17 protein-coding genes and 2 pseudogenes are annotated in these 21,866 nt (G+C 72.3%); 14 read left to right on the forward strand and 5 right to left on the reverse strand.

Annotated features, from left to right (window positions below; translation table 11 throughout):
- Positions 1 to 104: pseudogene (locus tag IG90_RS44115) on the forward strand (IS481 family transposase); the annotation flags it as partial.
- Between the two features lie 206 nt (positions 105 to 310).
- Here IG90_RS44115 and IG90_RS0137905 read toward each other — a convergent pair.
- The 3 genes from IG90_RS0137905 to IG90_RS0137915 are packed head-to-tail and all read right to left on the reverse strand — an operon-like array spanning position 311 to position 3,109.
- Positions 311 to 1,642, reverse strand: coding sequence for a coenzyme F420-0:L-glutamate ligase (locus IG90_RS0137905; protein WP_078585553.1), 1,332 nt, complete (start codon positions 1,640 to 1,642; stop codon positions 311 to 313).
- Positions 1,639 to 2,595: a 2-phospho-L-lactate transferase gene (gene cofD / locus IG90_RS0137910; protein ID WP_030595544.1), complete on the reverse strand. Its 957-nt coding sequence runs from the start codon at positions 2,593 to 2,595 to the stop codon at positions 1,639 to 1,641. Before cofD ends, IG90_RS0137905 begins: the two co-directional genes overlap by 4 nt.
- A gap of 13 nt (positions 2,596 to 2,608) precedes the next feature.
- Entirely contained in the window at positions 2,609 to 3,109 is a 501-nt protein-coding gene (locus tag IG90_RS0137915) for a cysteine dioxygenase (protein WP_030595547.1), read from the reverse strand.
- Positions 3,110 to 3,832: 723 nt separating this feature from the next.
- Here IG90_RS0137915 and IG90_RS0137920 point away from each other — a divergent pair.
- From IG90_RS0137920 to IG90_RS0137930, 3 genes are all read left to right on the forward strand, one after another.
- Complete coding sequence (locus IG90_RS0137920) at positions 3,833 to 4,096, forward strand: WhiB family transcriptional regulator (protein ID WP_003968728.1); 264 nt, start codon at positions 3,833 to 3,835, stop codon at positions 4,094 to 4,096.
- A 565-nt stretch (positions 4,097 to 4,661) separates the two neighbouring features.
- The gene (locus IG90_RS0137925) at positions 4,662 to 8,501 is read left to right on the forward strand and encodes a glycosyltransferase family 2 protein (RefSeq protein WP_030595551.1); all 3,840 of its coding nucleotides are present in this window, start codon (positions 4,662 to 4,664) and stop codon (positions 8,499 to 8,501) included.
- Positions 8,498 to 10,036: a DUF5719 family protein gene (locus IG90_RS0137930; RefSeq protein WP_030595555.1), complete on the forward strand. Its 1,539-nt coding sequence runs from the start codon at positions 8,498 to 8,500 to the stop codon at positions 10,034 to 10,036. Before IG90_RS0137925 ends, IG90_RS0137930 begins: the two co-directional genes overlap by 4 nt.
- An 86-nt stretch (positions 10,037 to 10,122) precedes the next feature.
- Here IG90_RS0137930 and IG90_RS0137935 read toward each other — a convergent pair whose 3' ends face one another.
- Positions 10,123 to 10,551 carry a metallopeptidase family protein gene (locus IG90_RS0137935; RefSeq protein ID WP_078585552.1) on the reverse strand — a complete coding sequence of 143 codons (429 nt, stop codon included), beginning with the start codon at positions 10,549 to 10,551 and terminating at the stop codon, positions 10,123 to 10,125.
- 271 nt (positions 10,552 to 10,822) lie between these two features.
- On the opposite strand from IG90_RS0137935, the gene IG90_RS45085 reads away from it, so the two are divergent.
- The 9 genes and pseudogenes from IG90_RS45085 to IG90_RS0137975 all read left to right on the forward strand — a co-directional run bounded on the left by IG90_RS45085 (position 10,823) and on the right by IG90_RS0137975 (position 19,352).
- On the forward strand, positions 10,823 to 10,999 hold the full coding sequence (locus IG90_RS45085; protein ID WP_167345034.1) for a hypothetical protein: 177 nt from the start codon (positions 10,823 to 10,825) through the stop codon (positions 10,997 to 10,999).
- Between the two features lie 52 nt (positions 11,000 to 11,051).
- A complete protein-coding gene (locus IG90_RS0137940) occupies positions 11,052 to 11,426 on the forward strand; it encodes a DUF3499 domain-containing protein (protein ID WP_030595560.1) in 375 nt (124 codons plus the stop codon).
- 70 nt (positions 11,427 to 11,496) lie between these two features.
- Entirely contained in the window at positions 11,497 to 12,882 is a 1,386-nt protein-coding gene (locus IG90_RS0137945) for a phosphomannomutase/phosphoglucomutase (protein WP_030595563.1), read from the forward strand.
- Positions 12,883 to 12,968: 86 nt separating this feature from the next.
- Positions 12,969 to 13,112, forward strand: a pseudogene (locus IG90_RS44595) (Trm112 family protein); the annotation flags it as partial.
- A 186-nt stretch (positions 13,113 to 13,298) separates the two neighbouring features.
- Complete coding sequence (locus IG90_RS0137955) at positions 13,299 to 14,435, forward strand: SIS domain-containing protein (RefSeq protein WP_030595566.1); 1,137 nt, start codon at positions 13,299 to 13,301, stop codon at positions 14,433 to 14,435.
- 127 nt (positions 14,436 to 14,562) lie between these two features.
- Positions 14,563 to 15,738: a mannose-6-phosphate isomerase, class I gene (gene manA, locus IG90_RS0137960; RefSeq protein WP_030595568.1), complete on the forward strand. Its 1,176-nt coding sequence runs from the start codon at positions 14,563 to 14,565 to the stop codon at positions 15,736 to 15,738.
- An 87-nt stretch (positions 15,739 to 15,825) separates the two neighbouring features.
- Positions 15,826 to 16,812: a cation diffusion facilitator family transporter gene (locus IG90_RS0137965; RefSeq protein WP_030595571.1), complete on the forward strand. Its 987-nt coding sequence runs from the start codon at positions 15,826 to 15,828 to the stop codon at positions 16,810 to 16,812.
- 276 nt (positions 16,813 to 17,088) lie between these two features.
- Positions 17,089 to 18,546, forward strand: coding sequence for an adenosylhomocysteinase (ahcY, locus tag IG90_RS0137970; protein WP_030595575.1), 1,458 nt, complete (start codon positions 17,089 to 17,091; stop codon positions 18,544 to 18,546).
- 155 nt (positions 18,547 to 18,701) lie between these two features.
- Positions 18,702 to 19,352, forward strand: a complete 651-nt coding sequence (locus IG90_RS0137975; RefSeq protein ID WP_030595578.1) for a hypothetical protein — start codon at positions 18,702 to 18,704, stop codon at positions 19,350 to 19,352.
- Here IG90_RS0137975 and IG90_RS0137980 read toward each other — a convergent pair.
- Positions 19,349 to 20,356, reverse strand: a complete 1,008-nt coding sequence (locus IG90_RS0137980; RefSeq protein WP_030595581.1) for an RDD family protein — start codon at positions 20,354 to 20,356, stop codon at positions 19,349 to 19,351. The two genes, IG90_RS0137975 and IG90_RS0137980, sit on opposite strands and share 4 nt — an antisense overlap.
- Positions 20,357 to 20,475: 119 nt before the next feature.
- Here IG90_RS0137980 and IG90_RS0137985 point away from each other — a divergent pair, with 119 nt between their 5' ends.
- On the forward strand, positions 20,476 to 21,483 hold the full coding sequence (locus IG90_RS0137985; protein ID WP_030595584.1) for a stage II sporulation protein M: 1,008 nt from the start codon (positions 20,476 to 20,478) through the stop codon (positions 21,481 to 21,483).
- Positions 21,484 to 21,866: the final 383 nt, after the last annotated feature.

The raw sequence follows: 21,866 nt of genomic DNA on the forward strand, positions 1-21,866 counted from the left end.
ACCCGCGATGGCTCCACACCTACAATCACCACCGCGGACACACCGCGCTCAAGGGCCAACCACCCGCCAGCCGCGTCCCCAACCTCACAGGGCAATACATCTAGGGCGTGTTTCGAAGGTCCCGCCTGCTCGGCGACGCCTGGCACGCACGCTCGCCGCGTTGTCGGGATCACCCCGATACATCCGGTATCGGGGCGACCCTCCGCCTTGCGATCGCTCGGGGCGGAGCCCCGGTTTCGGAAGGGGCGGGCAGGGGACAAGCCCCGCGCAGCGGCCCCCGCACCACCCCACCCTCTCCGACTGCCCCGCCTCACCGCACGGTGAGAAACGCCTCCGCATCCCGAGCCGCCCGCTCACGAGCCGCCCCCACCGCATGCCCCACAGCCACCGCCCCCAACGGATCCCAGGACGACGGCAGCGACAGCACCTCCCGCACCACCGGCCGGCAGAACATCGTCGAGGAGACCCACGCCGACCCCAGCCGCTCCCCGGCCAGCGCCACCAGGAAGTTCTGCACACCCGCCCCCGCCGCGACCACGAACATCTCGCGCTCCGCCGTGTCGCGACGCTCGTCCCCGTACGTGTGGGAGCCGTCCATCACCAGGCACGGAACCACCAGATACGGCGCGTTGCGCAGCACATCGCCGCGCCGGATCCGCTTGGCGATCGACTCCTCGCTCCTGCCGTCACGCCGCAGGTCCGCGATCCACGCGTCCCGCATCGCGTCGAGCAGCCGCGTCCGCGACTCGGCCGACTCCAGCAGCACGAACCGCCACGGCGTCGTGTGATGCGGCGCGGGAGCGGTGACGGCAGCGGCGACGGCCCGCCGCACGGCCCCCGGATCCACCGGCTCGTCGCTGAACTCGCGCACGGTACGTCGCAGCGTCACCGCTTCCCGCACGGCCTCGGACGTCCCGAGCCGGAACATGTCGTCGGCCGCACTCCGTACGAGCGCACGAGCGCCGGGGCCGTCCGCGTCATCGGAGGAGACCACCACATGCGGCAGCCCCCGCACCACGGCGACCGGCAGCCCCTCCGCCTTGCCCTTGACCAGGTCCCCGGCCGAGGCCAGCTCGTCCGCCGTGGCCACGATCGTGGCGCTCAGCGGATTGCCGTACGCGTCCGTACCGCCGCGCAGGTCGTCCAGCACCCGCACCCCGGCCGCACCGATCGCGACGTCGGTCAGCCCGTTACGCCAGGGCCGCCCGAAGGTGTCCGTGACGACGACGCCGACATCGACACCGAGGGTGTCCCGCAGCCCGTCCCGGATGGCCCGGGCCGAGGCGTCGGGGTCCTCGGGCAGCAGCAGCACGGTCCCGGCCGGCGTGTTCGACGCGTCGACCCCGGCGGCGGCCATGACCAGGCCCTGCCGGTTCTCCACGATCCGCAGCGGCCCGCGCCGGGCCACCACCCGCACGGTCTCGGCGTCGATCGCCGCTTCCCGGTCGGCGGCCCGGACGATCCGGCCCTCCGCCTTGGAGACGATCTTCGAGGTGACGAGCAGAACGTCCCCGTCGACCAGACCCGGCGAGGCCGCGGCGATCAGCTTGGCGAGATCGTCACCGGCCCGCACCTCGGGAATCCCGCGCAGCGCCCAGACCCGGAACGAGGGAGCGTCGCCCTCCTCGGCGGACGTGCTCACGCCCGGACCTCCTCGGCCAGATCCAGCGCCTGCCGGGCCATCTCGGCGGTCTTGTCCACGTCCGTCATCATCAGCGGCACCGCCCGGCACCGGATCCCCGCCGCCTCGACCTCGCCGACCGCACCGGCATCCACCGTGTCGACCAGCCACCCGTCCAGCAGCCCCGAACCGTAGTGCTGGGCCACGGCGGCCGCCGTCGACTCGACGCCCACGGCCGCGAGCACCTTGTCCGCCATCCCCCGCACGGGCGCGTCCCCGACGATGGGGGAGAGGCCGACGACCGGCACCCCGGCCTCGGCGATCGCCTCCCGGATCCCCGGAACGGCGAGGATCGTGCCGATGGACACCACCGGGTTCGACGGCGGGAAGACGATGACGTCGGCGGAACCGATGGCCTCCAGCACCCCCGGAGCCGGCTCGGCCTGCTCCGCGCCGACCGGCACGATCGCCTGCGCCTCGACGGAGGCGCGTAGCTTCACCCAGTACTCCTGGAAGTGGATCGCCCTGCTCTCGCCGTCCGTCTCGACGGCGACATGCGTCTCGACCCGGTCGTCGGACATGGGGAGCAGCCGCACGCCCGGCTGCCAGCGGGCACAGAGCGCCTCGGTGACCGCGCTCAGCGGATAGCCCGCGCCCAGCATCTGCGTACGGACGATATGGGTCGCGAAGTCACGGTCGCCGAGCCCGAACCACCCGGGGCCCACGCCGTACGCCGCGAGCTCCTCCTTGACCTGGAAGGTCTCGTCGGTCCGCCCCCAGCCCTGCTCCTCGTTGATGCCACCGCCGAGGGTGTACATCACGGTGTCGAGGTCGGGACAGACCTTCAGCCCGAACAGATGGATGTCATCACCCGTGTTGCCGATCACCGTGATGTCCGCGTCGGGCGCGGCCTGCTTGAGGCCGCGCAGAAAGCGGGCACCGCCGATACCACCGGCCAGAACAACAATGCGCATGCACAGCAGTTTGTCAGGCGGGTACGACGTCCTCGGCCGTCGGGGCGCTTTGCGTGGCGTGCATCGGCATCTCGGTCAGGCCCGGGTAGTAGATGTGCAGACTCACGGCCGGTTCGAGCGAGTCGTTGACCACTTCGTGGACGTACCCCGGGGCGAAGGCACGCTGCGCGCCCGCGCCGAGAGCCCGCGTCCCGCCCTCGGTGCGCTCGGTCAACTCGCCCTCCAGGACCGTCAGTACGCCGGAGGAGCGGCCGTGGTCGTGGAGCCCGCTGCCCTGCCCGGGCACCCAGCTCAGCAGCCACACCTCGTAGCCGGGGCCCTGGTGCAGGCGGTGGTACCAGCGGGAGGCGGAGTCGTACTGCACGATTCCCGCCCACCGGGCGCGGTCGGCCGCGACGGAGCGCGCGAGGCCGACGAACTCGGAGACGGTGGAGGGGTGCTCGCGGGCGGGCTGCAGGAGGTGCTGGACCTCAAGGATGTCGCCGGCGATCTGAAGGTCACTGTCGCTGTTCATGGCTGCGGTGGTTCCTCGGCATGGGGGAGTGCACGTGCGGGGGAGTCGCGGTGAGCGTCAGCAGCTCAAAAGGGGCTGCGGGGAGGTGCGGGAGCTGCAGGACGAGCGAGAAAGAAGAAGGAAAGAAGCCGCTCGACCGAGAGTCCGGAGAGGCTGGATCAGAGCTGGAGCGCTACGGCATCAACAGCTGTGACAGCTGGAACAGCAACAGCGGGCCTGGACAGCGCTACGGAACCCACGGACGTGGGTGACGTGCATCGCTGTGGTCGCTGGCATGAAGTCAAGGAGACCGCCTCGACCGCCCGCTGTCAACCCAATGCCCGATATGGGGGCAATGCTTCACTCCTTCCGGTCGCCGGACCCGGAGAAAGGTTTGTGTACCCATGGGCGCGGACATGTGGCGCATCATCCGCGCTCTCAAACGCGACTGACGCTCCGTGACCTGACTGTGATCTTGATCGCTTCAGTGATCGAATCGCAACACGAGGGCGTCGCCGTTCGTCTCTCCTGCGAGGGAGTGCGGGGCTGTGGGGCCTGTGGCATATGTCAGGTTTTTGCTGATTTGAACACTTTCTGCATACGCTTGGTTCCGCAGGGTGAATCCCTGGGCCAATAGCAGATCCTCGCTTGACTGGCCCGGAGCTACACACTTGTAATTTCACTCGTGTCGTTCAGCCGCAAACGGCTGCATCACGGGACGCAAGAGACAGACGAGGGGCGCACATGACCGAGCTGTTCCAGCAACTGCTGGTCGAGGACGCGGACGAGGAACTCGGCTGGCAGGAGCGCGCACTGTGCGCCCAGACCGATCCCGAGTCCTTCTTTCCCGAAAAGGGCGGATCCACCCGCGAGGCCAAGAAGGTCTGCCTCGCCTGTGAGGTGCGCTCGGAATGCCTTGAGTACGCCCTTTCCAACGACGAACGCTTCGGCATCTGGGGCGGGCTCTCCGAGCGGGAGCGCCGGCGCCTCAAGAAGGCCGCCATCTGAGGTCCGGCCCTCGGCGGCCGCCACCCCGGGAGCGCCGGCCGCCGGCACCTGACCCCCGCAGCCCGGGCGCATTCCGGCTCTCCCCGACCAGGCCCCCGACGTATCCCGGGCACATCCCGGCTCCGGACCCGGCCCAGACCCCGGCCTCAGGCCTGAGGGCGCATTCCGACCAGACCCCGGGCGCTTCCCCGACCAGGCCGGGCGCAACCGGACCACCACGGGCCGCGCCACCTGCGAGCCGCCGAGCGGCCCGCACCCCGTACCCCCACCCGCGCCTCCGGGCCCGCCCGGGGCCGCCGCTCCGGCATCGGCCCGGCCACCCGCCGGCCCCATCGCCCCCGACCGCCCCGACGGCCCGTCCGCCGACCCCTTCCCCAGGGCCCGGCCGGCGGGCCGTCGGCAGGTCCGCGCCCGCCCCTTCACCCGCCCGGACCTCCGCCACCTGTCCGTACCGTTAGTGTGGGGCCCCGTCCGAGACGCGCCAACGCCCCGCCGGGGCGCGCGTGTACACCGATGCAGCCCCCGGGGATACGCCCCCGGACCCGGCCGGAGGGCCCGTACCTCGATGTCCGTGCACAGCCACTCGGCGGCGCCGAACGCGGCCGCCGCCGCCCCAGAGTTCCCCCGGCACGTCGTCACCGCCGTGCTCGTCTCGCACGACGGCGCCCGCTGGCTGCCCGACGTGCTGGCCGGGCTGCTCGGGCAGGAACGCCCCGTACAGAACGTCGTCGCCGCCGACACCGGCAGCGCCGACGACTCGGCCCGGCTGGTCACCGAGGCGCTCGGCGACGAACGCGTCCTGCACCTCGCACGCCGTACGAGCTTCGGCACGGCCGTCGACGAGGCGGCCCGCACGGCCGGGATCCTGACCCCGGACGACCTGCCCTACCTCAAGCGCCCCGGCGGCTGGGACCCGGAGACCCGCACCTGGGTCGACGAGAACTACGACCTCCCCGAGCTGCCGCACGGCGAACCGGTCCAGTGGCTCTGGCTGCTGCACGACGACTGCGCCCCGGAGCCGGACGCGCTCGCCGAGATGCTGCGCGTCGTCGACAGCGACCGGCACGCCACGATCGTCGGACCCAAGCTGCGTGGCTGGTACGACCGCAAGCAGCTCCTGGAAGTCGGCGTCTCCATCGCCAACAGCGGGCGCCGCTGGACGGGCCTGGACCGCCGCGAGCAGGACCAGGGCCAGCACGACCAGGTCCGCACCGTCCTGTCCGTCTCCACCGCCGGCATGCTCATCCGCCGCGACGTCTACGAGGAGCTCCGCGGCTTCGACCGCAGGCTCCCCCTGATGCGCGACGACGTCGACCTGTGCTGGCGCGCCCACCTCGCCGGACACCGGGTCCTCGTCGCCCCGGACGCCGTCCTGCGGCACGCCGAGGCCTCCGCCCGCGAACGCCGCCCCATCGACTGCGCCGGCCGCTCGGTCGCCAGCCCGCACCGCGTCGACAAGGCGGGCGCGGTCTACACGATGCTCGTCAACGCCCGCGGGAAGGCCCTGCCCTGGGTCCTGCTCCGGCTCGTCGTCGGCACCCTCCTCCGCACCCTCGCCTACCTGGTCGGCAAGGCGCCGGGACAGGCCCTCGACGAGGTCACCGGCCTGCTCGGCACCCTGCTGCGCCCCGGCCGCATCCTCGCCGCCCGCCGCAACCGCGGAAAGGGCGTCGTCGACGCGGCAGAGCTTCGCGCCCTGTTCCCGCCGCCCGGCGCCACGGTCCGGGCCACCGTCGACCAGGTCGCGGGCAACTTCGGCGGCCGTACGGACGCCGAATCGGGTGGCTCGCGGCACGGGGCCGTCGAATCCGGACCCGGCGGCGACGACGCCGACTTCCTCGAAGTCGACCAGTTCGCCCGCCTCAAGCGCATCGGCCGCAAACCGGGACCCGTCCTCTTCGCGCTGCTCCTGATCGTCTCCCTCGTCGCCTGCCGCAACCTCCTCAGCGGCGGCGCGCTGGCGGGCGGCGCCCTGCTGCCGGCCCCCGCCGAGGCCGGCGCGCTCTGGGAGCGGTACGCGGACGCCTGGCACACCGTCGGCACCGGTGGCACCCAGACCGCCCCGCCCTACCTCGCCCTGCTCGCCGCCCTGTCGGCCCTCTTCCTCGGCTCGACCGGCCTCGCCGTCAGCGTGCTGCTGGTCTGCTCGATCCCGCTGGCCGGGCTCACCGCCTACTTCGCCTCCCGCCCGCTGCTCCCCTCCCGGCTGCTGCGGGCCTGGGCGAGCATCGCGTACGCCTTCCTGCCCGCCGCGACCGGCGCCCTGGCCACCGGCCGCCTCGGCACCGCCGTCCTCCTCGTCCTCCTCCCGCTGACCGCCCGCGCGGGCGTCGCCGCCCACGGGCTGCGCGTGGACAGCGCGGCGGGGGAGCGCGGCAGCTGGCGCGCCACCTGGGCGTACACGCTGCTGCTGACCGTCACCATGGCGTTCACCCCGATCGTCTGGCCGCTCGCCGTGGTCCTCGGCCTCGGCGTGCTCGTGCTGCGGCGCGGTGACATCACCGCGTACGGACTGCGCTTCGTCGCCGCCGTCGGCACCCCGGTGCTGGTCCTCGCCCCCTGGTCGATCGGCCTCCTGACCAACCCGTCCGCGCTCCTGAGGGAAGCCGGCCTGGACATCGGCCCGGGAGAGGCCTCGGGCCTCGACCTGCTCGGCATCAGCCCCGGCGGCCCGGGTGCGGCGGGCGGCGTCCTGCTCCTCGGCATCGTGCTGGCCGCGCTCGCCGCCCTGCTGCGCGGGGAACGGCAGTTCGCCGTCCGCACCGCCTGGGCGGTCGCGGTCGTCGGCTTCCTCTTCGCCGCCGTCGCCAACGGATCCACCTGGGCCGGGCCCGCCACCCTCGTCTACGGCACCGCCCTGATCGCCGCCGCCCTGGTGGGCGCGGACGGGGCCCGCATCCGGGTCGCCGAGCAGAGCTTCGGCTGGCGCCAGCCCGTCGCCGTGCTGATCGCGCTGGCCGCCGGGCTGGCCCCGGTCCTGGCCGCCGTCGGCTGGATGATCGGCGGCGCGGACGGCCCGCTGGAGCGACGCGACCCCGTACAGGTGCCCGCCTTCGTCGCGGAGGAGAGCACCACCCGCGACCAGCCCCGCACCCTCGTCCTCGGCGGCACCTCGCCCGACTCCGTGGCGTACAGCCTGGTCCGCGGCTCGGGCGCCCGCCTCGGCGACGGCGAACTCACCGAGGCGGTCGGCGGCAACAGCCACCTCGACAAGGTCGTCGCCAACCTCGTCGCCGGTTCCGGCGCCGACCAGGGCGCCCAGCTCAGCGGCTTCGCGATCCGCTACGTCCTCGTCCGGGACGGAGCACCGCGCGAGATGAGCCGGGTCCTCGACTCGACCCCCGGCCTCAGCCGCCTCAGTCAGCTCGACGGCAGCGCCCTGTGGCGGGTGGACCGTCAGGTCGCCCGCGTCATGATCACCCCGGCGTCCGGCGAGGGCGAGCACCTTCCGGTCGGCTCGGCCGCCGTCGAGGCCCACTCCGAGATCCCGTCCGGCGAGGCGGGCCGCGTCCTGCGGATCGCGGACGCCGCCGACCCGGGCTGGACGGCCACCCTGGACGGCAAGCCGCTGACCCGCACGACCGTCGACGGCTGGGCCCAGGGCTTCGAACTGCCCGCGAACGGCGGCCGCCTGGACCTCACCTACGACGCCCCGATCACGCACACCGCGTGGATCTGGGCACAGGCCGGACTCCTCGTGGTCCTGGTGGTCATGGCCCTGCCGGGCCGCCGCCAGGAGATCGACGACGACCTGCCCGAGGAGGCGCTCGCCGTCGCCGCCGAGCCGGTCGACGGAGAGGGACGCCGCGCCCGCAGGCTGCGCGCCGCCGCCCAGGCCGAGGCCGCGGCCACCGCCGAGGAGGCCGGCGACGAGGCCTACCGCCCCGACGCCCACGACCCGGCACGCGCCGCGGACCCGGGGGAGTACATCCCGGCGCAGCAGTCGACCGACCCGTACGCCGCGAACCCCCCGGCGCACGACCCGCAGGAGGCCACCGGCGGCTACGCGGCGGTCCCGCAGCAGCAGTACGACGAATACGCGCAGTGGGACGGGCAGCAGCAGCCGGGCGCCGACCACTACGCGGCGTACCAGCCGGACCCGTACGCCCAGCAACAGCACCAGCAGCCACAGGAGCAGCAGCAGAACGCCGGCTACCAGGGCTACGGCGAACAGGGCTACAGCGACCAAGGCGGCGGCTACGCCGTCCAGGACCCCTACGCGCAGCAGTACAACGAGCAGGGCGCGTACGACGAGTACGGCCGGTACACCGGCGGGCAGTACCAGCAGCACCAGTACACCGACCCCGCCCAGCACCCCACCGAGAACGGCGAACACACCGACCCCCCGGCCCCGGGTCAGGCCCCGTGGCAGACCGGTAACGCATCGCGAGGCGAGTCCGAGTGAAGTCCACCCACCTGTCCCTGATCGCGGGCGCCGCCGTCCTGGCCGCCATCACCGGATTCGCCACGGTCACCGCGCCCGGCGCCCCGGCGGACACCGGCGCGAAGTCCGCCGCGCTGCTGCCGGTCGAGCGCTCCAGCCTGGTCTGCCCGGAGCCCAGCAACTCCGACCTGGCGGAGACCCAGTACACCTCGTTCACCCCGGCGGGCGCGGGCGGCGACGCCAAGGGCACCGCCGAGCTGAAGCCGGCGCTGCCGGTCGCGGACGACGAGGACGAGACCGACCCGAAGAAGATCAAGAAGGCCGAGGAAGCGGCGAAGAAGGCGAAGGAGAAGGCCGAGAAGCCGGTCCTCGCCGTGGAGGAGCAGGGAAAGCCGGTCGTCGCCGAGGCGAACGGCGCCGGCGCCCCCGCCCTCGTCGGCACGGCCACCGGCAAGCTGGCCCCCGGCTGGGCCGCCCAGCAGACCACCGAGGTCACCGCGGGCGGGGCCAGAGGGCTCCTCGGGGTCACCTGTACCGCCCCCGACACGGACTTCTGGTTCCCGGGCGCGAGCACCGCCAAGTCCCGCCAGGACTACATCCACCTCACCAACCCCGACGACACCGGTGCCGTCGCCGACATCGAGCTGTACGGCCCCGAGGGCGCGCTGAAGTCCGACGTCGGCGACGGCATCACCGTGCCGGCCCGATCCAGCGTCGCCCTCCTGCTCTCGACCCTCACCTCCGAGGCCGTCGACCAGCTGACCGCGCACGTCACCACCCGCTCGGGGCGGATCGGAGCGGTCGTCATGAGCGCCGACGACGGCGTGGGCAGCGACTGGATCACCGCGTCCGAGGACCCGTCCGGCACACTCGTGCTGCCCGGCATTCCGGCCGACGCCACCTCCGTACAGCTGGTGGCGTTCGCGCCGGGCGAGGACGACGCGGACGTGAAGGTCCAGCTCATGGGTAAGAACGCGACGTTCTCCCCGGCCGGGAACGCCACCCTGCACATCAAGTCCTCGATGACGGCGACCGTCGACCTCAAGGACGTCACCCGGGGCGAGCCGGGCTCCCTGCGCCTGAGCCCGGTGCGGAAGGACCGGGCGACCCCGATCGTGGCGGCGCTGCGCGTGGTCCGCGGCAAGGGCGACAAGCAGGAGGTCGGCTACATCCCGGCCACCGGACCGGTCGGTGCACGGGCGAGCGTCCCGGACAACCGGGCCAAGGGCTCGACGCTGTCCCTGACCGCGCCGGGCGCCACGGCGAAGGTGAAGGTCACCGCGTCGGCGGGCAGCGAGGGCGGCGAACCGGCCGTGGAGACGTACACGGTCAAGGCGGGCACGACCATCGCCGTGACCCCGAAGGCCCCGGACGGCCTCAAGGGCGCCTACGCGCTGACCGTCGAGACGACCTCGGGCGGCCCGGTCCACGCGTCGCGCACCCTGGCGCGCACGGAAGGCGGCGTCGAGATGTTCACGGTGCAGACGCTCCCCGACGACCGGGGCACGATCGAGGTCCCGACGGCCCGCCAGGACCTCTCGGTCCTGGACGACTGACGGCGCGTCCGACAGAGCCGACAGGACCGACCCGTCCGGCAGGGCGACACGTCCGACGGTGAGCCCCCGGCCGGGCCCGGTGGGGCTCAGTCCTGCCCGTACCGGGGGTCGACCGACTCGGGGGCCAGCCCCAGCAGCTCGGCGACCTGCTCGACGACGACCTCGTGCACGAGCAGGGCGCGCTCGTCGCGGCTCTTGGTACGGATCTCGACGGGCCGCCGGTAGACGACGATCTGCGCGGGCCGCCCCTTGCCGGCGGACACGGCGCTGCCGAGCGGAACGACCTCCTCCGGGGTGCCGGGAACATCGAGGACGACGAAGTCGACCTCGGCCAGCTGGGGCCAGCGCCGCTCCAACCGCTCCACCGAGTCCTGGACCAGATCACGGAAGGTCTCACCCCGGCTGGCAGACAGCGGCACCTGGGGCGGCGCGAGCGGCCCGCGCATACCGCGGCCATGACGGTCACGGCGCCGGGGCCGCGGCTCGAACGGGTGGGGAGGTACGGAGCTGTCCATCACCGACGCAGCGTAACGCTCCGGGGACCGGGACGATCGGGGAGACGACGCGGCCGACCGGGTAGGCAGGGGCGGGGCGGCACAGACGAGCAGGTGCACAGGCACAGGCACTGGCACAGGCACGGGCACGGGCACGGGCACGGGCATGAGCTGTCGGCGTGGCAGCAGGCGCACGGCAGGGGCGCGGCCGCCGGGACGACCGCCCGCGTTCCCCGGGGCGGAGGCGGCCCTCCCGCTTCCGGATGTCCGCAGTTGAACATTTCGGCCAAGGTTGAGCCCATTTCAGGCCCGCAATCCGATCGTCGACCGTGCGCCCGACGACGCGATCCGCCTCGCCCGCGACCGGCTCGACCGCCGTGCGATCACCGGGCCCCCGTCCCCGCGCAGGTCAGGGCAGCCGCCGCAAGCACCGCTGTGCCGCAGGTCACAGGGCGACACGGTGGGGTGACCCGACGGGCAGTCGTCGCAGCCCGCTCAAGAGTGCGGTACCGTCCAACATCGTGAGCCCTGTACGTCGCTGTTCGCGCACCGCGTGCGGCCGCCCTGCCGTCGCGACACTGACGTACGTCTATGCCGATTCGACTGCGGTCCTCGGCCCGCTCGCCACCTACGCCGAGCCCCACTGTTACGACCTCTGCGCCGAACACAGTGAGCGGCTTACCGCGCCACGGGGCTGGGAAGTGGTGCGGCTCTCCGACGGCTCGGCACCCGCGCCCAGCGGCGACGACCTCGAAGCACTGGCCAACGCGGTCCGCGAAGCGGCCCGTCCGCACGACCGGGGCCCGGGCGGCGGGAGCCGGGGACCGCGCTCCGCGGACCCGGTGGAAGTGGCCCGCCGAGGTCACCTGAGGGTTCTGCGCTCCCCCGACTCCTGAGGCCACCTCCTGAGGCAGGACAGGGCCGGGTAGTTTGGGCGGTCCGCAAAGACCCCCAGGAGGACCGGCCGTGGTTGCTGATCTGTCGCAGCTCGTGAAGGCGTACGACGTGCGCGGAGTGGTGCCCGACCAGTGGGACGAGTCGCTGGCCGAGCTGTTCGGAGCCGCGTTCGTCCAGGTCACGGACGCCGAGGCGATCGTGATCGGCCACGACATGCGCCCGACCTCACCCGGCCTCGCCGGCGCGTTCGCCCGGGGCGCGGCGGCGCGGGGCGCGGACGTCACGCTCATCGGCCTCTGCTCGACGGACCAGCTGTACTACGCGTCGGGGGCCCTCGGCCTCCCCGGGGCGATGTTCACGGCCTCGCACAACCCGGCCCAGTACAACGGCATCAAGATGTGCCGGGCGGGCGCCACCCCGGTCGGCCAGGACACCGGCCTCGCCGAGATCCGCGCCCTGGTCGAGCAGTGGTCGGAAGGCGCCCCGCAGCCGCCGGCCGCCACCTCCCCCGGCACGATCACCGAACGGGACACCCTCACCGACTACGCTGCCCACCTCCTGGGCCTGGTCGACCTCACGTCGGTCCGGCCCTTGAAGGTCGTGGTCGACGCCGGCAACGGCATGGGAGGCCACACGGTCCCCACGGTCTTCGAGGGCCTCCCGCTCGACCTCGTACCCATGTACTTCGACCTCGACGGCACCTTCCCCAACCACGAGGCCAACCCCCTCGACCCGAAGAACATCGTCGACCTCCAGGCCCGCGTCCTCGCCGAGGGCGCCGACCTCGGCCTCGCCTTCGACGGCGACGCGGACCGCTGCTTCGTGGTCGACGAGCGGGGTGCGGGCGTCTCCCCCTCCGCGATCACGGCCCTGGTCGCCGCCCGCGAGCTGGCCCGCAACGGCGGCGAGGGCATCGTCATCCACAACCTGATCACCTCCTGGTCCGTCCCCGAGGTGGTCCGCGAGAACGGCGGCACCCCGGTCCGCACCCGGGTCGGCCACTCCTTCATCAAGACGGAGATGGCGGAGCACGGTGCGATCTTCGGAGGTGAGCACTCGGCGCACTACTACTTCCGCGACTTCTGGAACGCCGATACGGGCATGCTCGCCGCCCTCCACGTACTCGCCGCACTCGGCGGACAGCAGAAGCCGCTCTCCGAGCTGGTCGCGGAGTACGACCGGTACACCGGCTCCGGCGAGATCAACTCCACGGTCGCCGACCAGACCGCCAGCCTGGCCGCGGTCAGAAGGGTCTTCGGCACCCGCGACGGCATCACCTTCGACGACCTGGACGGCCTCACGGTCACGTCCGCCGACTGGTGGTTCAACCTCCGCGCCTCGAACACGGAACCTCTGCTGCGGCTGAACGTCGAGGCGAGGGACGAGCAGACGATGGCAGCGATACGCGACGAGGTCCTGACCCTGATCCGCTCCTCAAGCCCCTCCGGCGCCTGAGAAGCGGGGCCCAGGGCGGAGCCCCGGTCACGGGAAGGGGCGGGGGGGGGGGGGGGACGCCCCCCGGGCCCCCCCCCCCCCCCCCCCCCCCCCCCCACTCCCCGCTCGACGACCGTTCGGCGGCCGACACCCCCGAACTGGTCTGCACGGGCGACGACTGCGGACTGGCCTACCCGGTCCGGGACGGCATCCCGGTCCTGCTCGTCGACGAGGCCCGCCGCCCCGCCTGACCGCGAGCGACACGCGCACGGACGGGATGACGCAGGACGGCGCACGGCACCGCACGACAGCCGGGCCCGCCCACCGGCGGCAGGCAGGCCACCCAGCCCGGCCGGCCCGGCAGCCAAGCCACCACACCCGCCCCCGCTCGCGTACCCGCAGCCCGCACCCCGCCCGGTGATCGGAGGCCCACCGCCATGCTCGACGAGTCCTTGCTCGACGCCCCGGACGCCCTGGCCCGAGCCGACCGCCGCGATCTGCTGCGCGGCGCCGCCGAGGCAGGCGCCCGGGTCCGTACCGCCGCCCGGCACGCCGCCGAGGCCGGCATCGGCGGCCTGAACCCGGAGGGCCGGCCCCGGGCCGTCCTCGTCGCAGGCCCCGGCACTGCCGCCTCCGGGGTCGCCGACCTGATCGGCGCGCTCGCGGGCGCGGCCGCCCCCGTCGTACGCATCGACCCCACGGGCGTCGCCCCCGCCCCCGGCGCCCTCCGCTGGGCGCTGCCCGGCTGGGCCGGATCGGTGGACCTCCTCCTCATCGTGACCGCCGACGGTTCCGAACCGGGCCTCGCCCTGCTCGCCGAGCAGGCCTACCGCCGCGGCTGCACCGTCGTCGCCGTCGCCCCCACCCGCTCACCGCTGCGCGAGGCGGTCGACGGGGTGCACGGTCTGGTCGTCCCGATGGCGGCCGCCCCGCACGGTGAGTACGACGCGGAGACCTCCGCCGCCGGCCCCGGCACGCTGTGGGCCCTCCTCACGCCCCTGCTGGCGCTCCTGGACCGGGTCGGCCTGGTGACCGCGACCCCCGAGGACCTCCAGAAGGTGGCGGACCGCCTGGACCGCACCGCGGAACGCTGCGGCCCGGCCATCGCCACGTACAGCAACCCGGCCAAGACGCTCGCCGCCGAGCTCGCCGACAGCCTGCCGCTGCTGTGGACGGAGGGCGACGCCGCAGGCCCGGTGGGGCGACGCTTCGCCGCCGTACTGTCCGAGCTGGCCGGCCGCCCCGCCCTGGCCGCCCAACTGCCCGAGGCGCTTCCCTCGCACGGCACGCTCCTCGCCGGGGACTTCGCGGCCGGCGCGGACCCCGACGACTTCTTCCGCGACCGGGTCGAAGAGGGCGAGACACTGAGGGCCCGGGTCGTCCTGCTCCGGGACCGCCCGACGGGAGGCCTCAGCGCCTATCCCGCGGCCCGGGAACTGGCGCTCGGCCACGACACACCGGTCAGCGAACTGGAACCGGAAGAGGGCAGCGAGCTGGAGGCCGTGGCCGAACTGCTCGCGATCACCGACTTCGCGGCGGTCTACCTGTCACTGGCCTCGGCCCCCCGGCCCTGACGCAAGCCCACACCTTCCGGCCATCCCCACGACGCCAGAACCTCACGCAACACCGATACCCCTGGGACACACCCACCGCACCGCCTCACCACGCCCGCCTTTCCCCGCCCCACCCGAGGACGACTACATGGACCGCCTGTCCAACACCGTGCGCCCCTACGCCTGGGGATCCACCACGGCCCTTCCCGCCCTGCTCGGCATCGCGCCCACCGGCGAACCGCAGGCCGAGATGTGGATGGGCGCCCACCCCGGAGCGCCCTCGCGCCTCAGCCGCACCACCCCGGAGGGCGAGACGGAACTCGCGCTCACCGAGGCCATCGCCGCCGACCCGGAAGGCGAGCTCGGCACGGCCACGGTCGACCGCTTCGGCCCCCGCCTCCCCTTCCTCCTGAAGCTCCTCGCCGCCGGCGCCCCCCTCTCGGTCCAGGTCCACCCGGACCTGGACCAGGCCCGCGCGGGGTACGCCGACGAGGAGGCCCGGGGCGTCCCGATCGACGCCCCGCACCGCACGTACAAGGACGCGAACCACAAGCCCGAACTCATCTGCGCCCTCACCCCCTTCGACGGACTGTGCGGATTCCGCAGGCCCACCGAAGCGGCGGACGCGATGGAGGCGCTGGGAGTCGACTCCCTCAAGCCGTACGTGGACCTCCTCCGCGCCCACCCCGAGGAAGCCGCCCTCCGCGAGGTGCTCACGGCGATCCTCGGCGCGGACCCGGCCGAGATGGCCGGGACCGTGGCGGACGCGGCGGCCGCCGCCGAACGCCTCGGCGGCGCCCACGCCCCGTACGCCCGTATCGCCCACCACTTCCCGGGCGACCCCGGGGTGCTGGCCGCGATGCTGCTGAACCACGTACAACTCCAGCCCGGGGAAGCCCTGTTCCTTGGCGCCGGCGTCCCGCACGCCTATCTCGAAGGCCTCGGCGTCGAGATCATGGCCAACTCGGACAACGTGCTGCGCTGCGGCCTGACCCCCAAGCACATCGACGTCCCCGAACTCCTGCGGATCGTCCGGTTCGAGGCCACCGAGCCCGGCGTGCTGCGCCCGGAGGCGGCCCCGTCGGGCGAGGAGCTCTACGAGACCCCCGTCGACGAGTTCGCCCTGTCCCGCTACACCCTCGCGTCAGGGGCGGCCCCCACCGTGCTGACCGCCCCCACCCCCCAGATCCTGCTCTGCACGGCGGGCGTGGTCACGGCCGGCGAACTCGCCCTCGGCCCGGGGGAGTCCGTCTACGTTCCGGCCGGCGAGACGGTCGAGGCGACGGGATCGGGAACCCTCTTCAGGGCGACTGTGGCGGCCTAATGCACGCGCCGTCCCGACGGCTGCAACAATGTGCCGCCTTACCGCGACGGCACGTGCCGCGCACCGACGAAGGGACACCACGCACTCATGAGCGCGTCAGGCGGAACCAAGGCGATCGTGGCGGCACTCGTCGCCAACCTCTCGATCGCCGTGGCCAAATTCGTAGCGTTCCTCTTCAGTGGTTCCTCGTCGATGCTCGCGGAGAGCGTCCACTCGCTCGCCGACTCGGGCAACCAGGGACTCCTGCTGCTGGGCGGCAAGAAGGCGAAGCGCGAGGCCACCCCCGAGCACCCCTTCGGCTACGGGCGCGAGCGCTACATCTACGCGTTCCTCGTCTCCATCGTCCTCTTCTCGGTCGGTGGCATGTTCGCCGTGTACGAGGGCTACGAGAAGATCAAGCACCCGCACGAGATCGAGGCCTGGTACTGGCCGGTCGGGGTGCTGGTCTTCGCGATCATCGCCGAGATCTTCTCCTTCCGTACGGCGATCCGTGAGTCCAACCAGACGCGCGGCGACCGCTCCTGGACCGAGTTCGTCCGCCGGTCCAAGGCACCCGAGCTCCCGGTCGTCCTCCTGGAGGACCTCGGCGCGCTCGTCGGCCTGGTCCTGGCGCTCGCGGGCGTCGGCCTCGCCCTCGGCACCGGCAACGGAGTCTGGGACGGCATCGGCACCCTCTGCATCGGCATCCTGCTGATCCTCATCGCGATCGTCCTGGCCGTCGAGACGAAGTCCCTCCTGCTCGGCGAGTCCGCCGGCCTCGAGGAAGTCGAGAAGATCAAGGCGTCCGTGGTGGACGGCGACACCGTCACCCGCATCATCCACATGCGCACCCTCCACCTCGGCCCCGAGGAGCTGCTGGTCGCCGCCAAGATCGCTGTCCGGCACGACGAGACCGCGGCCGAGGTGGCCGACGCCATCAACGCCGCCGAGAACCGCATCCGCGAAGCGGTCCCGATCGCCCGCGTCATCTACCTGGAGCCGGACATCTACAACGCCGAGGCAGCGGCGACCGGAACCAACCCGGGCAAGACGATCGACGGCCCGCCCGACGCCCCGGGCGATTCCGGCCACTGACCCACCACGCACCGGCCCCGATCGGCCCGGTGACCCCTCACACACGCCCCTCTCCACGAACGGGCTGGGGCTCACTGGGCCGTTCGGTGTAGATTCGGATACGGAAAACAGACGTCGCTGCTGATGGCGGTCGACCGGCTGGCGGGAGCCAGCCGGGCGAGGGACAGAGGGCCTCCGACGGACTGCACTGCGAACGCCCGGGCATTCGTGTGCCCGCCGCGCCGCAGAGTCAGCCCAGACAGCCCACCCTCGACCCATCACGAGGAGCAGCCCGTTATGACGACGGCCACCAACCGCCAGGACTTCAAGGTCGCCGACCTCTCCCTCGCCGCTTTCGGGCGCAAGGAGATCACGCTCGCCGAGCACGAGATGCCCGGCCTGATGTCGATCCGCAAGGAGTTCGCCGCCGCTCAGCCGCTGGCCGGCGCCCGGATCACCGGTTCGCTGCACATGACCGTGCAGACCGCTGTGCTCATCGAGACCCTCGTCGCCCTGGGTGCCGAGGTCCGCTGGGCCTCCTGCAACATCTTCTCCACCCAGGACCACGCCGCCGCGGCCATCGCGGTCGGCCCGAAGGGCACTCCGGAAGCCCCCGCGGGCGTCCCCGTCTTCGCCTGGAAGGGCGAGACGCTCGAGGAGTACTGGTGGTGCACGGAGCAGGCGCTGACCTGGCCGAACACCCCCACCGGCGGCCCGAACATGATCCTGGACGACGGTGGCGACGCCACCCTCCTCGTCCACAAGGGCGTCGAGTTCGAGAAGGCCGGCGCGGCCCCGGACCCGTCGACCGCGGACAGCGAGGAGTACGCCCACATCCTCACCCTGCTGAACCGCACCCTCGGCGAGGCCCCGCAGAAGTGGACCCAGCTGGCGTCCGAGATCCGCGGTGTCACCGAGGAGACGACGACGGGTGTGCACCGCCTGTACGAGATGCACCGTGACGGTTCCCTCCTGTTCCCCGCGATCAACGTGAACGACGCGGTGACCAAGTCGAAGTTCGACAACAAGTACGGCTGCCGCCACTCCCTCATCGACGGCATCAACCGCGCCACCGACGTCCTGATCGGCGGCAAGACCGCCGTCGTCTTCGGCTACGGCGACGTGGGCAAGGGCTGCGCGGAGTCCCTGCGTGGCCAGGGCGCCCGGGTGATCATCACGGAGATCGACCCGATCTGCGCGCTCCAGGCGGCCATGGACGGCTACCAGGTGGCCACGCTGGACGACGTCGTGGAGCAGGCGGACATCTTCGTCACCACGACGGGTAACAAGGACATCATCATGGCCAAGGACATGGCCCGGATGAAGCACCAGGCGATCGTCGGGAACATCGGCCACTTCGACAACGAGATCGACATGGCCGGCCTCGCCCAGATCGACGGCATCGTCAAGGACGAGGTCAAGCCCCAGGTCCACACCTGGACGTTCCCCGACGGCAAGGTCCTCATCGTCCTGTCCGAGGGCCGCCTCCTCAACCTGGGCAACGCGACCGGACACCCGTCCTTCGTGATGTCCAACAGCTTCGCGGACCAGACCCTCGCGCAGATCGAGCTGTTCACGAAGCCCGAGGAGTACCCGACCGACGTGTACGTGCTGCCCAAGCACCTGGACGAGAAGGTCGCCCGCCTCCACCTCGACGCCCTGGGCGTCAAGCTCACGACCCTGCGTCCCGAGCAGGCGGCGTACATCGGTGTCCGGGTCGAGGGCCCGTACAAGCCCGACCACTACCGCTACTGATCCACCCCGGTGTCCGGGAGGCCGGCCTCCCGGACACCGAGCGGCGTCAGACCCTCACCAGCACCAGCAGATCCGAGCGCAGGCCCCCGCACCCCCGTGGCGGGGGCCTGCTCCCGTTACCGCCCCCGCACAGCCCGAGGAACCCGAAGGACCCCATGCCCCGCGGCAGGTATTCGCTCCACGACCTTCACGATCACACCCCCCTCGGTGAAGAACACTTCCACTGCGCCCCCGGCCCCTCCGGCTGGCGCTACGTCTCCCAGACCACGTCCCCCGCCGGAGACCACCTCGGCTCCGTCGACCTCGCCCTGGACGAGCTGGGCCGGCCCATCCGCCTCGAACTCCATGCCGCGAGCTGGCAGGTACGAGGAGCGGCCCTGGAAGGGGTCACCTGGGTCCGTACCGATCCCACCGGCAGCCACGCCACCGAAGGCAACGTCCGCGCCCACGCCTTCGCCGGTGCGTCTCCCGCGTTCCTCATCGCCATGACCCGCCTCCTGCGCCTCACCCCCGATTCCCCCACGACCCGCGTCCGCGTGGTCACCTTCACGGACCCGGTCCTCGCACCCAGGACCGTCGACCAGTCCTGGGCCCTGGTGAACAGTGAAGCGCACACCACTGACAACGGCCCCCTGATCGTGGACGAATACCAGGTCAGCGCCCTGGACACCGGGGAACAGCACACCGTCCACATCGCCGGTGACGTGGTCCTCGCAGCACCCGGCATCGAGCTCGAACACCTGGAGACGCCCCCGTCCCCCCGCGCCCCCGCCGCATCGCCCGGACCAGAGCCGGACACCGCCTAGCCGGGCGGAGCGAACCCGGCCGAGGACGCATCCCCACGCCGCCGCCGCTGACGAGCACCGCCGGTGCCGCCGACACCGCCCCCCGGTCCGGAACCTGCCCCGGCGGCAGACCCCCCACCAACAGCGCTGGTCCCACCACCGAACCCCACAGCCCCAGCGCCCCCGGGGCCCCCAGAAGCCCCGACGTAACCCCCGAATCCGGCAGGCGCAGGCGCAGGCGCAGGTGCAGACGGTACGGGCCCCTCGGCGCGAGGCCCGGCGAACACGCGCCGCGCATCCCGTGCCTGCCGCTCATGGACCACCGCGGCCAGGAACGCTGCCGCGGGAACGCCCTGCGGCGCGGCGGCGCCCGTACGCGCGACGAGCTCACCGGCCAGTCGCTCCGCGATCAAGCGTCCCACGCCGGGATCCAGCTGCTGCATCCGCGTCAGGTACTGCCGTATCGCGGACCAGAGCTCGTCCGGCACGGCCGACAGATCCAGCTGGGCGAACCGGCCGACCAGCCAGGGCGGGGGAGGCGGCACGGCGACGGACCGACCCGTCGCGGCGACCCGTTCCCGGATCACCAGCGTTCCGGCGAACACGTCACCGATCCGGCGCCCCCGCGCCGACACCAGCGACGCGATGGAGGCCAGAGCACCGAAGGTCATGAGGATCTCGACGAGCCCCATGGCCCCTCGCACGAGCGCGTGCCGGAACCGGATCGGTCCACCGTCGTCCCGCACCACCCGCAGGCCGCAGGCCAGCTTCCCCAGGGAGCGGCCATGGCTCAGCGTCTCCACCGCGACCGGCCCACCGATCAGGACCAGCAGGAACGAGGCGACCCCGATCGCCGCGACGGCCGCCTCGTCCAAGGAAGCGGAAGCGATGCCCAGCAAGACCGAGACCAGGATGAAAACGGCGAACGTCACCGCCAGATCGATCGCCGAGGCCAGCGCCCGGCTCGGCAGCCGCGCGGGCCTCAGCCCCAGAACGACCGCGTCCCCGGTCACCAACTCACTCATCGGTCCCCACCCTTCGCCGACCTTCTCCGCCCCAGCCGGGCCCAGTCTGCCAAGCTGACCGCCAGCGCGCCGCAGTAGTACGGACCCGTACGCACCTTTGCCTGGAGCAACAGACGCCCATGGACCTCGACGTCTTCGTCACCGCCCACCGCACGGAGTGGGACCGCCTCGAACACCTCCTGCGCCGAGGGCGCCACCTCACGGGCGCGGAAGCGGACGAACTCGTCGTCCTCTACCAGCGCACGGCGACCCACCTCTCGCTGATCCAGTCGAGCAGCCCCGACCCGCTCCTCACCGGGCGCCTCACCCAGCTGGTGGCCCGCGCGCGCTCGACGGTGACCGGCACCCGCAAGGCCTCCTGGCGGGACGCGGCCCGGTTCCTCACCACGGGATTCCCCGCCTCGGTCTACCGCTCGCGCCACTGGTGGGTCCCCACCGCGGTGCTCTCGACCGCACTGGCGGCGCTGCTGGGCTGGTGGATCGGTACCCACCCCGAGGTCCAGGCCGCGATCGCCGCACCGGAAGACCTCCGTGCGATGACCCGGCCGGGCGGGGAGTACGAGACCTACTACTCCAGCCATCCGGCGGCGTCGTTCGCGGCACAGGTATGGACGAACAATGCGCAGGCCGCGGCCCTGTGTCTGGTCCTGGGGGCGTTCCTCTGCATACCGGTGATCTGGATCCTCTTCCTCAACATGCTCAACCTCGGCGTCGGCATAGGCCTCATGTCCTCCGCGGGCCGTCTCGACGTCTTCCTCGGCCTGGTGCTTCCCCATGGCCTGCTCGAACTGACCGCGGTGTTCGTCGCCGCCGGCACGGGGCTACGCCTCGGCTGGACGGTGATCGACCCGGGCCCCCTGTCCCGCCGGACCGCCCTGGCCCAGCAGGGCCGCGCCGCCCTGGGCATGGCTATCGGCCTGGCCCTGGTCCTGTTCGTCTCCGGACTCATCGAGGGCTTCGTGACCCCGTCCGGTCTCCCGACCTGGGCCAGGATCGCCATAGGCATCACCGCTGAGCTGGCCTTTCTCGCGTACGTCTACATCCTGGGCGGCCGCGCGGCCCGCGCCGGCGACACGGGTGACCTCGCAGCGGTCGAACGCAGCGCCGAGCTTCCCACTGCGGCCTGACCGCCGATGTGCTTTCACCCCCGCTGAGCTGCTAGTGTCCTCCTCGCCACAAAAACCGTTGACACGGGAGATGTGGGGCTGTAGATTCAAACGGTTGCCTCGGACTAGACAAGTTCGAGCTGAGCGTGTAATGTTTACTCCGCTCATGAAGGAGCGCTTGCCGCTCCGCCGAGCCAAATGATTCTCCTTATCCGAATCACCGGGTCGTTCGTTTCGCCCCGAGAATTTCTGATAAAGTCGAATCAGCCGAAAGGCGAAGCCACTCCACAGGCCACCGGAAAACAAATTCGGACCGGAAACGGAACGAAAAAGAGTCTGGTAAAGTTGGAACCGCCGGAAAGGGAAAACGCGAAAGCGAAGAACCTGGAAAGCGAAAACTGCTT

Origin of the sequence: Streptomyces anulatus, assembly GCF_000721175.1 — a bacterium.
GTDB classification, from domain to species: Bacteria; Actinomycetota; Actinomycetes; order Streptomycetales; family Streptomycetaceae; genus Streptomyces; species Streptomyces anulatus_C.